Annotated in this window: 10 protein-coding genes; 4 read left to right on the forward strand and 6 right to left on the reverse strand. The window is 60.0% G+C overall.

The features are described 5' to 3' along the window. The first annotated feature begins 355 nt into the window (after nucleotides 1-355). The gene (locus NCT32_RS22050) at nucleotides 356-2,257 is read left to right on the forward strand and encodes a hypothetical protein (protein ID WP_250490527.1); all 1,902 of its coding nucleotides are present in this window, start codon (nucleotides 356-358) and stop codon (nucleotides 2,255-2,257) included. A gap of 54 nt (nucleotides 2,258-2,311) precedes the next feature. Here the strand turns inward: NCT32_RS22050 and NCT32_RS22055 are convergent, their stop codons facing one another. Continuing rightward, a complete protein-coding gene (locus NCT32_RS22055) occupies nucleotides 2,312-3,331 on the reverse strand; it encodes a phytanoyl-CoA dioxygenase family protein (protein WP_061118989.1) in 1,020 nt (339 codons plus the stop codon). Between the two features lie 368 nt (nucleotides 3,332-3,699). Here NCT32_RS22055 and NCT32_RS22060 point away from each other — a divergent pair, with 368 nt between their 5' ends. Beyond that, nucleotides 3,700-4,683, forward strand: coding sequence for a phytanoyl-CoA dioxygenase family protein (locus NCT32_RS22060; protein WP_061118988.1), 984 nt, complete (start codon nucleotides 3,700-3,702; stop codon nucleotides 4,681-4,683). A 326-nt stretch (nucleotides 4,684-5,009) separates the two neighbouring features. Here NCT32_RS22060 and NCT32_RS22065 read toward each other — a convergent pair whose 3' ends face one another. Next, a complete protein-coding gene (locus tag NCT32_RS22065; protein ID WP_061118987.1) occupies nucleotides 5,010-6,128 on the reverse strand; it encodes a DegT/DnrJ/EryC1/StrS aminotransferase family protein in 1,119 nt (372 codons plus the stop codon). Nucleotides 6,129-6,515: 387 nt separating this feature from the next. Between NCT32_RS22065 and NCT32_RS22070 the strand changes: the two genes are divergently transcribed. Next, complete coding sequence (locus NCT32_RS22070) at nucleotides 6,516-7,466, forward strand: GDP-L-fucose synthase (protein ID WP_061118985.1); 951 nt, start codon at nucleotides 6,516-6,518, stop codon at nucleotides 7,464-7,466. A gap of 48 nt (nucleotides 7,467-7,514) precedes the next feature. Here the strand turns inward: NCT32_RS22070 and NCT32_RS22075 are convergent, their stop codons facing one another. From NCT32_RS22075 to NCT32_RS22090, 4 genes are read right to left on the reverse strand one after another with little or no spacing between them, the layout of a single operon-like run. Then, complete coding sequence (locus NCT32_RS22075; RefSeq protein ID WP_061118984.1) at nucleotides 7,515-8,666, reverse strand: glycosyltransferase; 1,152 nt, start codon at nucleotides 8,664-8,666, stop codon at nucleotides 7,515-7,517. Nucleotides 8,667-8,679: 13 nt separating this feature from the next. Beyond that, nucleotides 8,680-10,050 (reverse strand): hypothetical protein, encoded by a 1,371-nt coding sequence (locus tag NCT32_RS22080; protein ID WP_061118983.1) that lies wholly within the window; start codon nucleotides 10,048-10,050, stop codon nucleotides 8,680-8,682. A gap of 46 nt (nucleotides 10,051-10,096) precedes the next feature. Continuing rightward, nucleotides 10,097-11,215: a GDP-mannose 4,6-dehydratase gene (gene gmd, locus NCT32_RS22085; protein ID WP_250490528.1), complete on the reverse strand. Its 1,119-nt coding sequence runs from the start codon at nucleotides 11,213-11,215 to the stop codon at nucleotides 10,097-10,099. 41 nt (nucleotides 11,216-11,256) lie between these two features. Next, a complete protein-coding gene (locus NCT32_RS22090; protein WP_061119083.1) occupies nucleotides 11,257-13,503 on the reverse strand; it encodes a polysaccharide biosynthesis tyrosine autokinase in 2,247 nt (748 codons plus the stop codon). A gap of 442 nt (nucleotides 13,504-13,945) precedes the next feature. Here NCT32_RS22090 and NCT32_RS22095 point away from each other — a divergent pair, with 442 nt between their 5' ends. After that, nucleotides 13,946-15,187, forward strand: coding sequence for a glycosyltransferase WbuB (locus NCT32_RS22095; RefSeq protein WP_250477582.1), 1,242 nt, complete (start codon nucleotides 13,946-13,948; stop codon nucleotides 15,185-15,187).

Here is a 15,187-nt window from a genome sequence, read left to right on the forward strand (position 1 = left end):
GGCAACTTTCGTTTGGAAATTCGGGTCAATCGCGGCGAAAAAACGGTCGCCCCAACCGCGGACCAATCTGTCGCCAAAACGGCCAAGTTCTCGAGTGGCCCGAGCCCCAACGATCAGACGTTACTGCCTGTTTCATCAAGTTACAGACACTTACGGAATATTTGAGTTTCATTCAAGCACGGCGCCTGTCGATTTCCAACCCAGTGACTTGTCTCTTCATCGTCGGCAAACGCTGACCGCCCGCGTGCGCGCTTGCCTGCCGATCGATCGCACGCATCAGTCCCCCAATGGAGCGTATAACGCAATCGGCGTCGCCGAGCGTTTCAAAGACCGTCTGGTCGTTGAGCAGGATCCAATGCAAAAGTCCCTCCTCTCTTTCTCGACGCTCGTTCTCGCGCTTGCCGGTTGCGGCGGCGGCAACGACGTTAAAGCTCCTGATGCTGCGGCCGCCAGCGCAGATGCCGTCGCGCGGGCCGTCGCCCACGCAGACGCGACACGCCAGATTGCCTGCGTAGCACCCACGACCGCGCCGGCGTCCAGCAGCGGCGGCCTGATCACCGTCGATACGCCGAACTCCGACGGCACGCGCATGTACCCGATCGATGCCCGGATCGACGTCGCGATCACCACGCGCGCGAGCGCCGATGACACGCTCGAATGGACCATCGCCGATGTGCTCGGCAACACGGTCGCGAGCGGCGATTTCGCCGTGCCCGCCGGCGCGACGACGAGCACGCTCGCATGCACGTCGACGCTCGCCGGCTATTTCCAGGTCTCGGCGACGCTCGACAGCGCGGGCGGTCAAGTGCGGGAATCGGGCACGCGTCCGGGCGGCTTCGCGAGCTTCGGCGTGATCCCGGATCTCGCGAGCGCGATTCCCGGCGTCGAATACACGAAGCAGGACCAGCATCGCTTTGGGATGGAGGGCTTCAACGGCTGGGGCGCGGCGCTGTCCGCGCTTGGTCTCTCATGGACGATCGATGATCGCTCGATGGGCGCGATGGAGCCCGGCGAGCGCTTCGAATTCAATCCGTCGGCTGACAATCTCGACCCGTTCTACAAGTCAGGCAAAGTGTTGCGCTTCGTGCGCCTCGACGGCCTGCCCGGTGGCGCGAGCATGCACGACCTCAACCCCGACCACAGCTATATCCCGAACGACCTCGGCTATTACTGGAACTTCATGACGCGCGTCGGACAGGAAACGGAATCGATCCGCGCGAAATACTATCCGACCATGTCGGGCAACTATTACCAGGTGACGTGGGAACCGGAAGTCTTTTGGAAGGATTCGGACAAGAATCTCGTCGCCCTTTATCGGCATGTATACGACGGCCTGCATTCGACGGATCCTCGCGCGGTGGTCATGGGCCCGACCGAGTCATTTCCGATGCACACGACCGCGCGTCTGGAATCGCTCGCGTCGCTCGGTTTCGCGCAATACCTCGATGGCGTTACGACGCACGGATATTACGATGTCGACGGCTCGTCGCCGTCGCATCCGCCAGAGCGGCTATACACCGACGACAGCAATGCCGCGAGCTCGCTGCTCAACCAGATGCGTGGCCTTCGCGCTGAAATGCAGCAGGAATACAAGCCGAACATGAAGTTATTCGTGACGGAAACGGGCATCGAATACGACCTCGGCACGAGCTATGGCCCTGACTATCCGACGCCGAATATCCTTTTCGCACAAGGCGCGGTCGTCGCACGCACTCACCTCATCCTTCTCGGTGAAGGTGCGGATCAAACTTACGTGTTCTACGGAGCGGACTATCCGGGCGAGATCGGCTACGGCACGTTCTTCGACCTCGACAACGCAGAAGGCTCGCAGGACGCGACGAATATCGCGCCGAAACCCGCTGCGATGGCGATTGCCGCAATGACACGCATCCTGGACGGTACGATCACGCTCGGTCCCGTAAATGACTTGCCCGCCGGTGTGTATGCGTACGGCTTCCAGCAGTTGAACGGTGGCCGCGTCATCACCGCGCTGTGGACGCACAACAACGACGTGTGGCCCGCGTCGAACGGCGACTTCAGCACCAAGTACAGCGTGAACTACACGCTCACAGTCGATGCGGACGGCAACAGCGGCTCGGTACAACTGATCGACGCAATGGGCAACCTGTCGAGCGTTCCGTACACCAACGGCGCGGTGACGCTGACGCTGACGGAATTGCCGCAGTATGTGGTCTCGACGAACGCAGACGTCGCGATGAGCAACACGACGAAGCCGGTCGGTTACGTCGGCATGTAGGGACCGGTCTGACGACCGGATCGGCGGGGCGCAGATGGGCTGCCTCGAGAGCGGTCATCTTTTGACGAGCCGCCTGACGGTGGGCTGGACGGATAGCGGGAGCCTTGATAAAGCCGCGCGCGCGATGCGATGAAAGACATAGTTCGTCAAGACACGAATCATCGTTTTATCGAGGACCAGTGAGTTCAGCGTGGTTTTTGGAAAGACTTGATAGTTTGATGGCTTTCCAAAGCCCAGAAACATCGAGATCTGATCATTCATGTTCGTGATGAATTCTGTGTTGACGATGATCGGCTCCGACTTCTGGATTTCGCTGTCTACCTGGAAGAAGACGCTCTTCCTGACAAAGTTCTTGTCCTTGACGGGTCTTGCCCGGTGAATTCCATATGTGTTGTAGATCAGCAAGGAACCTTTGGGCATCTTAAAGCTTCTGATCGCCGTCCCATAGTTCTCTTCGATGAACCCGTCAGTGTAATCGCTATAGGCCTTATCGCCGGACCAGCGATGAGAGCCTTCGATATATTGGAATTCACCATCCTCGACGTCCGATACATAGAAGATGAAGATGATTCCGGGAATATGCGCGAATGCCTTGTCCGTCTTGTTGTCCGTATGCCACTGCATGTGGTGTCCGCCATATGTTTCATAGTAGCGCAGTGCTTTCAGTCTAAATTGATCACCCAGATACCGCTCGCAGACATTGAACACGAAGGAAGACGTAGCAAAGTTGTAGAAGGCCTTCGACACAGCGAGCAGATTGGTCAGGTAGTACTGCTTCTCGGAATATACGCCGCTGATCGAGTTCTCATTCAGTCCTAGTCTCGTTTGCGTCGCGTCGCGCTCGATGGCTTTCAGCGTGTCTGGCGATATGGCCGATGGAAAGGCGTAATAGCCCTTTTTGTTCAGGTCCCCGATGATTTGGTCCATGTCGACGGCCAGAAACTCACCGACAAACAGTGTCGTTTCGTTCCGTCTGTCATCGACTCTGACGCGACTCGCGCTCGCCGACGTCTCATCGACGCTCATTTCAATGGCGCTGCGCGAATCGCCATCATTCAGGGGCACGCTTGCCATTGCTTTCTCCCGAGGTTGTTGCGAACGGCCACCGCCGTCGACCGAATCGAGATGGATGTTAGTGTCAGCAGGCGGCGTAGAAATCACGAAGGCGGAAGACGACAGGCTCTTGGCCGGCTGATACCCGCGCCTCCACCGTTGGCGCGGGTTGAAAGTGCGCAGCGCTCACCGGCCAATCACTTGGCGGAATCGGTCAGGAGTGACGCAAGGTTATTGGTTCGACATAGATTGAGAAGGATTCACGAGAGACTATGGTCATCGCTGCAATCGTCGAATGGCCAAAGATGTCCTGCATCAAAAGCAGTGCTTGAACAGTCCGCTAAAGTGCGTTCTCGCGCACCGGTCTAGTGAGTACCTTGAGGCCCATTATGTACAAAATACTTAGTCCGATTGGAACTGAAATTGAAATTCCAGAAAATGCGGCCCAAAACTCGACCACGTTCGATCTGATCGAACTCGCCGGAGCAAGGCAATACTACGATGAAAATGGCTATGTCGTCGTGCGCGGCGTGGTGGACCCGGTTCTGTGCGACTCTATCCGGAATGCGTTCGAGACTACCGTCAAGAGCTATCCTGGGTACATATACAGGCAGGCGACCGCGAACCCGGAAAAGAACAGAATCAATGAGTATGGCTTCGTAATGAATTCGCTACTCAACCTTCAGTCTCTTAGTGAGGTGAGATTCGCGCCACTCAAGAAGCTGACGGTGAAGGCGTTTGCGAGTACACCTATCAAGCGCATCACGCGGGAAATACTCTCGGAAGACGGCAAGCTCGTGCAGAGCATGTACTTCGAAGGGAACGCGGAGACGTGGCCACATCAGGACACGTATTATCTCGACAGCGAGAGGATCGGCACGATGGTAGCGTGCTGGTACGCCCTTGAAGATATCGACGCGGGTGCCGGACGTTTCTTCGTCGTGCCGGGCAGTCACCGCATCGACATGGTGAAGAACGGAAAGAACTTCGACGTGGCATTCAATCACGGACAATACAAGGAACTGGTCAAGAAGATTCTTTCTGAACAACAACTCGAATTCCGCGCGCCATTCCTGCAAAAAGGTGACGTGCTTTTCTGGAATTCGAAGACGATCCACGGCAGCCTGCGCACGACGCGCCCGCAATTCTCTCGCAGTTCTTTGACGTCGCATTTCATCCCGGTTTCTCACCGCTTCCTGCAGTTCCAGTCGAAGATCAAGCCACTGAATCTGCGCGAGTTCAACGGTATGGCGTTCCATTGTCCGAAGGACATGGAGCGGCTGTCCAGCCGGGTCGTGCTGGGGATCGAAACGACGTTCCCCAAGTCATTTCAGATGGCGAAGAAACTGGCCATCAAAGCCCTGGTTAAGTGATTCTCCCGCCGCAGCGTCGGTCTGAATGTGCCGGTCCAGGATAGAGCGAAAGAAGTTGACAACCGACGACCGCGCCGCGAATCCGAGGCGCGGGGTTAATTTTCAGCCGCGGCATCCAGCCTACGTCCCGCTCCTGCGTTAATCGCCGCCACTAAGGCGTATTGCCGTTCTTTCTTCGGACCGGTATTCCGTCGGCGACATCGAAAACTGCCTCCTGAATACTTTTTAGAAGCGCTCGCCATTGGTCAGTCCGGTCCTGCGCACGAACTTGTCGACCGGCAAGGCGCTGACGTGAGGGATAACGACCATATGAAGCAGGCGATGTCCTATAGGAACGTGTTCATCATGTTTCGGACCGCAGCGACGGCCTGATCCTGCTGCGTCTCGGTCAGCGCAAGCCCGCTCGGCAGATAGAAACCGCGGCGACCCATACGCTCGGCAACGGGATAACGTTCTCCCTCGAACAGACCTTGCTTGCGAAACACGGGCTGCTCGTGCATAGGCCAGAAGAACGGCCGCGCGCTGACGCCCGCGTCGGCCAATATGGCGCGCGCTTCGTCGGCATCGATCGGCAACGCGTCATCCAGCATGACGCCAAAGACCCAATAGATATTCTCTGCAAAGGCGCATGTCACCGGCGCCAGTTCCAGTCCCCGCACACCGCGCAGCAGCGCGTCGTAACGCCGCCCCAGCTCCCGCTTTCTGGTGACATGCGCATCGAGCTTCTCGAACTGCGCGAGACCTACCGCCGCCTGGAGGCTGCTCATGCGATAGTTCCAACCCAGTTCTTCATGAACAAAGCGCCTTTCCGGCTTGAAGCACAGGTTTCGCAGACTTCTTGCGCGCGCGGCGAGCGCGTCGTCGTCGCAAAGGATCATGCCTCCTTCGCCGGTCGTGATGTGCTTGTTTGCATAAAAGCTGAAGCACGATATCTCGCCGAAGCTGCCGCACGCCTTTCCGTTATAAGTCTGCCCGATGGCCTGCGCGGCATCTTCGATCACGGCCAGGCCATGTTTCTTCGCGAGCTCAAGCACGGGCGTCATGTCCACGGGCAGACCGAAGATATGCACCGCCATGATCGCGCGGGTACGGCTCGTGATGGCATCCTCGATTTTCGTGACGTCCATGTTCCACGTATCCGCGCTCGAGTCCACGAATCGCAGACGCGCGCCGGTGCGAACGATCGCCGATGCGCAGGAGATGATCGTATGCGTGGGGATGATGACTTCATCTTCCGGACCGAGTTTCAGCGCCGCTGCGGCGACGTCGAGGGCCGCGCTGCCGTTGGCCACGGCGATCGCATGCTTGCGACCCACGTATGCCGCCATCGCGTGCTCGAAGCGCTCGACGAATGCACCATCCGATGAAATCCAGCCGCTCTCAATGCATTCGTTCAGGTAGATCCTCTCGTTTCCGTCGAGCAGGGGTTCGTTTACCGGAATCATCGTGTGCTTCTCCTGGTTTCAGGCCCGACGCCCATTGACTGGTCCGAGCCGGTCCGCTCGGCGAACAGGATGCTCACGCGAGCGGGCTGCACGCGTTCACGCAGCATAGAAGTCACCCGAGGCTCGTCTGCCGGGCTGGCCGAATATGCCATGACGTTGGCCGGATCAGGTGCCGCGTAAGACGTCGCGCCACGCATGCTCTCGAGACCATGACAATGCCGGTGCGAAAGCGCGGACCGCGCCAATACCTTGGCACCGTCCGCCACCACCTGAAAAATGTCGATGGCGATCGCTAATCTGGGAACCGCACATCGTGCCTCCCGCATCCCGTGTCTCTCGGGAAATGACGGTCCGACAACGCATCCCAATGGACGATCGAGCACCAACATGAACAAAGGCTCTCGCATCTATGTCGCCGGACACAATGGCATGGTCGGCTCAGCCCTCGTCCGGTGTCTTGCCAGTCACGGCTATCACCACCTGGTCACGCGATCCCGACCGGAGCTCGACCTGCTGGATCAGCGTGCAGTGAGGGACTTTTTCGCACAGGAGCACATCGACGTCGTGCTCCTCGCTGCCGCGAAGGTTGGCGGCATACACGCCAACTCGACCCAGCCGGCGTCGTTTCTCTATGAGAACCTCGTCATCGAAACCAATGTGATTCACGCAGCGTTTACGAGCGGCACGCCCGAACTGGTCTTCTTCGGCTCCTCATGCATCTACCCGAAATATTGCCCTCAGCCGATCAAGGAAGAGTACCTGCTCACGAGCGCCTTCGAGCAGACCAACGAAGCCTATGCGATCGCGAAGATCGCCGGGCTCAAACTGTGCGAAGCCTATAACCGGCAGCACGGCATGCGCTACCTGTCCGTGATGCCCACCAATCTTTACGGTCCGAACGACAACTATGATCTTCAGAACGGGCACGTTCTGGCCGCGCTCATTCGCAAGACGCACGAGGCAAAGCTGAACGGACTGAAATCGGTCGGCGTCTGGGGATCAGGTTCGCCACGACGCGAATTCCTGCATGTGGACGACCTCGCGTCGGCGGTGCTCGCGTTGCTAGAAAGCGGTCGGACCGACGGCGTGTTCAATATCGGCACCGGACGTGACATCACGATCGCGGACCTCGCCCGTCTCGTCTGCGACATCATAGGCTTTACCGGAACGCTGGATTTCGACGGATCGAAACCCGACGGTACGCCGAGAAAATTGCTCGATGTGTCGAAGCTGGCCGAACTGGGATGGAAGCCCACGATCGCGCTCGGAGACGGCATCGCGGCCACGTATGCCGACTTCGCAAAGCGGGAACAGCGCACCGGTTACGTCAACGCGTGATTCGCGGCAGACGTTCTTCGGCCTGCCGCGTTCCCCCTATTGCGGTTCTCATGCCGACAGGATCGGCGACAGTGTGCGCCTCAGCGCCCCTTGCGAGAGCAGCGCCGCTGCCGCCTCTATTGCCCTCTCTATCTCCGTGCGCTTGCGCAGATACATCTGCTCCGCGCCCGCCAGCGCATCGGCAATGGCAGCCGCTTCCGGCGCCGCGAAGCATATTGCTTCGTGAATCTCCTTCATGCTGATGGCCGGAAGTTCCGTAGATATGACGAGTCTTCCGGACGCGACATACTCGATGACCTTGAAGGGAAAAACACCGTTGCCCATCTTCTCGATTGAAGCGTGCGGATTGACCAGCACATCGCACTCGGAGATCAACGTGAGCAGCGTCTCGTCGTCCACCCGGCCGTGAAAGTGCACCGCGTGCCCTTCGGCACCGAGGTTCGCGAACGCTGATGCCAGCGGGCCCGCCCCGCACACATGAAAGGTGAAGCGTCCGCGCGAAAGGCGTATCAGATCGAGAACGATGTCCGCACCTTTTTCCGCGCTCAGGCCGCCAAAGTAGCCGATCACGGTTGGCGCGCCTTCGCGTGAGAATGGCCGGCGCCGTCTGCATACCTCGACCAGTTCGTCGGACACCACGCCTGGACACAACACGACGGGGCAGCCGCTGCGTCGGTGCTCGCGCGCGGACAACGACTCGTTGACGGCAAGGCATACAGTCGGAGCCGGCAAAAGAAAGCGCCATGCAATGAAGTCGAGCATCGGCTTGGGATGCCAGCGCCGCCGCGAGAACAGCCAGTCTTCGAACTGAAGAACGAGACGCGCGCCGAAGCGTTTGGTCAGCTCGCGCGCCAGCATCGATTCGAACGCGTAGGGGTTGTAAATCCATACGGTATCGGGTTTGCCCAGCATCGAAATCTCGCGGCTCACCGCGGCCACTTCGAACAAGTTGAGCATCTTGCCGATGGTTCGCACCGGATACCGGCGCAGTGCAATCTCACGAATGGGCCTGTCGCCAATGCGCGCGTCGCGCACTTCTCTCGGCAACCATTCCTGCTCTTCGTGCGCGGAGTTGATCAACACGACATCGCGCGCCAGATGGACTGCCAGCGTCAGGAAGAATTCGACTTTGCGCGCAGCACCCAGATCGCGGTTCCTCTCGCGATTGGCGGCGCTGTACGGTGCGATGAACACTAACATGTCGACTCCCAGATCACATGTTCAGGAAAGGCGCTTCGTCGACGCCGACTTTGGGTCGCGCGCGACCGGGCGCTGCCTGAAGGCGCACGCCCGTCTTATGAACCGCGCGCCAGTACGTGTCCCCGAAACAGACGAACAGCGTCGTCACGAGCGGATATTGCTCCAGCAGATTGATATCCATGCAAGCGCCTAATGTGATGCCCACGAACACCAGATGACGCGCCCGCAGATACCCTGAATGGCGCGGACGCAGCCGCCACAGGAAAGCCGCGGCGCCCGTGACGAAGAGCAATGTTCCGATCGTCCCAAGCTGAAACTGCATCGTGACAAAGGCATTGTCGATGAGCAGGTTGAAACGATACTGCTCGGGTTCGGCGCCTGCTTGCTGCACCATCGAGTACGCGGTGTTCGTGCCCACGCCGAGCCCACGTCCGATCAGCAGCTCCGGCACATTCGCTTGCGACAGCTGATCTGCGATCTGCACGAGGTTGTACAGCCGCCCTCCTTCGGCGATCTGGTTGTCCAGAACGTCGCCACGGCCGACCGCGTCGACCATGTGTGCGTAGCCGCCCGTCACCAGAGACGCAGCGATAGGCAACGCGCTCATCACGAGCAGCATCCGGGCACGTCGATCGAGCCTGCCCGCCAGCACTTCCCAGAACACGAGGCCGGTCACCGGCGCGACGCACAGCATCGCGAAACGCGTACCGGACGACACTGCAATCCCCACCGCCAAGCCGATCAGCAGGAGCCGAAAGAGAAGCCGCGCCCGGTCGAGAATCAGCGTCATGCACGCGAGGGAAATCGCATACATGCCTGCCAGCGTTGCGTTGCTGAGAAGACCCGTGTAGCGATCGCCCGCAAATGAAACCACCCGCCCCTGCCCAAGATCCATCCATTGCCGCAGCACGACGTAGAAGTCGAGCGCGGCGAGCGCGAGCAACGCGATCACGAAGGCCGTCTGCCCCCGTACACCGTCGGGCAGCCATCGCCCGAACAGGAACAGCCCGAACGACGCATGAAGCAGCAGCACCCAACGCATTCCTGCTGCAAGAAAGAACAGCGGGGTCCAGCCCAGGATGAACGGCACGAGTCCGATCGATATCACGCAGAAAAGCCAGACAAAGTACAGAAGAACTAACTTGCTCATGTCGTATGGAAAGCGGCCCCTTCCCAGCGCGATGGGCCAGCCGACACCGATGACGACCGTGAGCACGTCCTTCACATACCGGACCGCGCCGGCCTCGTTCATTCCGGCCGTGCTCATGTTCCATACGTCGATGGAGCGGGTTCCAAGCGCACTGAACGCCTGGTCCGCGTATTGCGCCAGCGCTGCGGCGAAAAGCGTGTAGACGACGAGTGCGAATACCCAACGGGTCCACATGGCATACGCTCCGGTGCTTGCCGTTCGGCTCAACGCAGGCTCGTCCTCATTCGTGATGCTCCAGCGCGCGGTATCCGGCCAGCGTGATCAGCGCATCCCGCTTCGCGATCTGATAATCGGACAGCACCATCTCCTTGACGAGCGCGGCGAATGTCACCGTCGGCGCCCATCCGAGTTTCGCGTGAGCCTTCGACGGATCGCCGAGCAAGGTCTCGACCTCGGTTGGCCTGAAATAGCGCGCGTCCACTCGCACGATCACCGTCCCCGGGGCGACCCGGCATTCCTTGCTCGTGATGCTGTCCACGATGCCGACCTCGTCGACGCCGCTACCCTCGAAGCGAATCTTCATGCCGAGCTCGGCCGCCGCCTGCTGCACGAACTCCCTCACGCTGTATTGCACGCCCGACGCAATGACGAAATCTTCCGGCTCCGGCTGCTGCAACATGAGCCACTGCATCTGGACGTAATCGCGCGCGTGTCCCCAGTCGCGCATCGCCCCGAGATTGCCGAGGTACAGGCAGTCCTGTGACCCGATCGCAATGCGGCCGATGGCTCGCGTGATCTTGCGCGTTACGAATGTCTCTCCGCGAACCGGCGATTCGTGATTGAACAGAATCCCGTTGCATGCATATATGTCGTACGCCTCGCGATAGTTCACCGTGATCCAGTATGCGTATAGCTTCGCGACGGCATAAGGACTGCGCGGATAGAACGGCGTGGACTCGCGCTGAGGCACTTCCCTGACCAGTCCATACAACTCGGATGTGGAGGCCTGGTAGAAGCGCGCGCTCTTTTGCAGGCCCAATATGCGTATTGCTTCGAGAATTCGCAGAGCGCCGAGGCCGTCTGCGTTGGCCGTGTACTCGGGTTCTTCGAAGGACACCGCTACGTGGCTTTGCGCCGCCAGATTGTAGATTTCGTCGGGCTGCACGCGCTGGATGATGCGCAGAATGCTGGTCGAGTCCGTCAGGTCGCCGTGATGCAAGTGAAAACGCCGCTTTGCGACATGATCATCCTCATAGAGATGATCGATCCGGTCGGTATTGAAGAGCGAGGAACGGCGCTTCACGCCATGCACCTCGTATCCTTTGTCGAGCAGGAATTGAGCGAGATAGGAACCATCCTGACCGGTGATCCCGGTGACCAGCGCGACCTTCTTCGACATCGCTTCTTCTCCTCGTTTGCGTACGCGACTTTCGAAATGCATCAGGCAGGCTTGATGTTGCTCTCGCCGCGGTCCTTGCCATACCCGTAGGTCGTGACGTAGCCGGAGCCATAGCGGGATCTTTCGGCGGGAACATCGGTGAACAGGATGCCGCTCACGCTCACGTCGCTGTTTTGCAGTCGGCTCAGCGCCTCGTGCACTTCGGCGACGGACTGCCGCCCGTGCCGCACCACGAGCAGCGTGGTCCCTGCCTGCCGTCCGATGAGCGAGGCGTCGGTGACGGCGAGCACTGGCGGCGTGTCGATGACGACGGAGTCGTAACGCCGGGACGCCGCGTCGAGCAGTTCGTTGAGGCGCCCGCTCATGAGAATGTCCGCCGGATTGGCCGAGTCGGCGCCACGCGGAATCAGATCGACGCCTTCGATGACGTCGCGCCTCACCACGTCGTCGAATGGCGCGCCGTTGAGGAGCTCGCGCAGTCCGGGTCCGTCGCTCGGTCCGAAAGATGCATGCATGTTGCCCATGCGCATATCCGCATCGATCAGCAGCACCCGCTTGCCGCCGGCCGCCTGAACGGCCGCGAGATTGGCCGAGAGGAACGACTTGCCCGCGCCAGGCGTCGAACTCGTGATCATGATCACGTTGTTTCTGTGCGCTCCGCTGATCGATTGCAGCACGGTGCGCAGACTTCGCACGCCTTCGACCGCCACGTCGCCAGGCGAGCGCGCCGCCAGCACATGCACGCCAGGGAGCTTGCGGCGCATGTCCTCCTGCAACCTGACTTGCCGGACGCTGTGCGGCACGACCGCGCAGACCGGAATGCCGAGGGCGCGCTCGATCTCGACGCTGCGCTCCACGCCACCGAAGAGCGCCCTTCGCAAGAATGCGGCGACGATGCCGAGCACGACGCCGAGCACCGCGGACAGCGCCAGCAGGACACGCCAATTGGGCTTGATCGCTTTCTCGGGCGGCATGGCGCGATCGACGATGCGCACATTGCCGACGTTGCCCGCCTTGATGACGCGTAACTGCTGCGCGCTGTTGAGGAGATTCGTATAGAGGTCGGTGTCCACGCGAACGTTGCGCATAAGGCGCAGCGCCGTCTGCTCGGTATCCGGCAATGAAGCCACGCGCCGGCTCAGGGCGTCGCGATCCTGTTGCAAGCGGCTGATCTTGGCATTGATCGCCGTGAGCGACGGATAACCCGGCTGATAATGCCCGGCGATATCGTCGCGCTGCTGCATCAGCGCGCGCATGCTGGTGTCGAGTTCGATAACTTGTTGCAATAGCAGGCGGCTTTCGATGCCGAGATCGACGGTGCCCTTGCTGTTGCGAAACGCGTTGTACTGGTCCTCCGCCTGCTGCAACTCCTCGCGCAGCTTCGGCAACTGCTCCTCGAGAAAGAGCAGCGAATGTTCGGCTTCGGATGATCTCCTCGCGAAATCCTGAGCCAGATACTCTTGCGCGATCGCATTCACGACATTGGCAACGCGCGTCGGATCGGAGCCTTCGAGCGCCACGCCGATCATGCCCGACTGTGTCTTGCGCTCCGCGATGGCCAGCTTGCTCTGGAGCGCCAGAGTGGTCGCCTGGCTCGATTGTGCCGTCAGCGTGAATTCGCAGCCGGGAGGCGCCTCGAGCGTGTTGACGAGGACGCGCGCCTCGCCATTGTCGTAGGGCACGGTCAGTTCCTGACCGACCGCTCCTCGTCCGAGGACGATGCCATCGGGCGATAGCAGTTCGAATGAACCGCCCTCTCCCGCCTTGATCGTGAATGCGCGACCGAGGGCCTTGCGCGGCACGTCGAACACCTTTACGTCAATGTTCTCGTCGCCCCATGCGAAGCGCCGCAAGCCGAAGAGCGGTTTTGAGTCGCCCATCCCCCTGTTCAGCCTGGCTATCCAATGACCGATGAGCGGAAAGTAGCGCGGCTGCGCGGTTACTTCCAGATGCAATTGCCGCACCGCCTCACCTACGACGAGCCGCGAGCGGATCAACTCCATTTCGGTGTCGGCGCCCGCCTTGACTTTCGAATCGAAGATCGATGCGAGCCGCCCCAATGCTTCGGCTTCGGGAGAACTCGAAGTCTGCGCGCCGATCTGAACCAGCGCGTCGGCACGGTACACGGGCTGGATGACCGCTCCATATAGCGCACCGAGCGCGAGCGTGCCGAGCGCGACCACGCATACGAGACGACGGCCATCGATGATGACCCGAACGTAGTCGGATATCGACACGCCATCCCCGTGCATCGAATCGTCGTGCATGCCTTGCTTCATCGAGGTCATGTGTTTGCCGATAAGGTCCATTGCCCCCGACAGCGGTGCTCGCCCGGGAGGCGCGATTTCATAGGAGCGACGCATCCGGTGTGCGTCCGTTCTGACTGTTACCCTTGTTCTTATCAATGGACAAACAAAGCAGCGCAGCACGCCTGGTTCGAGAAAGCCCCCGGGTCTCCCGTGTCCGTCGCCGTTGAGAACTTTACATACGCCTCTGTCATGCAGGACATCGCGACGGAAATCGCCAAGATGTTGTCGGTCGCCTGAGTCATGTCGGTAAGAATGGAACCCGGTGTCGAAGCGGTGGCGTGTCTCGGCAAGCCTTTGTCGGCTGGAGTGAACAAGTGGCTTGTACCATTCGCCGGATAGCTTGATGCCGATTTCTTCTACGCGCGCATGCGAGCAAGAAATTTCATTCAATTCCAATACAGGCTATCGAATGAAGATCCTCATGATTTCACTGAACTATGCTCCCGAGGTTTCCGGTATCGGGAAGTATTCGTCCGAGCTGGCCGAGTGGTTCGCAAGAAAGGGGCATATAGTGCGCGTGATCACGGCATCGCCCTATTATCCTGGCTGGCGCGTGCAGGAAGGTTATAGCGCGCGCAAGTTCTCCACCGAATCGATCAACGACGTGTCGGTAACGCGCGTGCCGTTCTGGTGTCCGCGCCGGCCGAATGGCGTGAAGCGTCTCATTCACCTGATGAGTTTCTCCCTCGCTGCCGCGCTGCCAGCCATCGCCCGCGTACGCTGGCGTCCCGATCTCGTGTGGGTGGTCGAGCCGCCTTTGTTCGCGAGCCCGTTTGCACTGCTCACTGCGCGCTTGAGCGGCGCACTGTGCTGGCTGCAGATTCAGGACTATGAAGTCGACGCTGCATTCAAGCTCGGCATGCTCAAGGGTAATGCCGTGAAGAAGCTTTGCCTCAAGTTCGAGCGATCGCTTCTCGCACGCATGGACGGAGTGTCGGCCCCTTCGGCTGCGATGACGCAAATCGCAGCCGCCAAAGGCGTGCCTAACGAAAAGCTGTCTCTCGTACCGAACTGGGTCGACACCGGGCGCATCCGCCCGCTCGGCAGAGCCAGCGCTTTTCGCGCCCGGCTGGGTATTGGCGAAAATGTCATCGTCGTGCTGTATTCCGGAAATCTCGGCGCCAAGCAAGGACTCGAACTGCTTCCTGAAGCCGCGCACAGGCTGGTGCATCGTCGCGACATCGTGTTTGTCATTTGCGGCAATGGTCCTGCAAAGGACTATCTGAGCGCCAAGGCGGCGGAGCTTCCGAACATCAAACTGATCGACATGCAGCCGAACAAGCGCTTCAATGAATTGATGGGGCTTGCGGACATCCACGCTCTTCCGCAGCGCGCGGACGCCGCCGACATCGTGATGCCATCCAAGCTCGGCGGCATGCTGTCGAGCGCACGCCCGGTCATCGCGACCGCCGCGGAACATACGGAGCTATGGAACATCGTTCGGTCGGTCGGCGTCGTGACCGAACCGGGCAATGCGACCGCCCTGGCGGAAGCGATCGTCCATCTGGCGAACGATCCCGCGCTGCGCGAGCGACTCGGCTCGCTCGGACGCAGCTATGCCACGACCCATCTCTCGCGGGAGAAGATTCTCGCTGCATTCGAGAGCCGCGTCGTCATCGAGCTGCAGAAAAAGCGCGACGTGTCGGACCGCGTCATTACCTGA

Origin of the sequence: Caballeronia sp. INML2, assembly GCF_023631365.1 — a bacterium.
Classification (GTDB): Bacteria; Pseudomonadota; Gammaproteobacteria; order Burkholderiales; family Burkholderiaceae; genus Caballeronia; species Caballeronia turbans.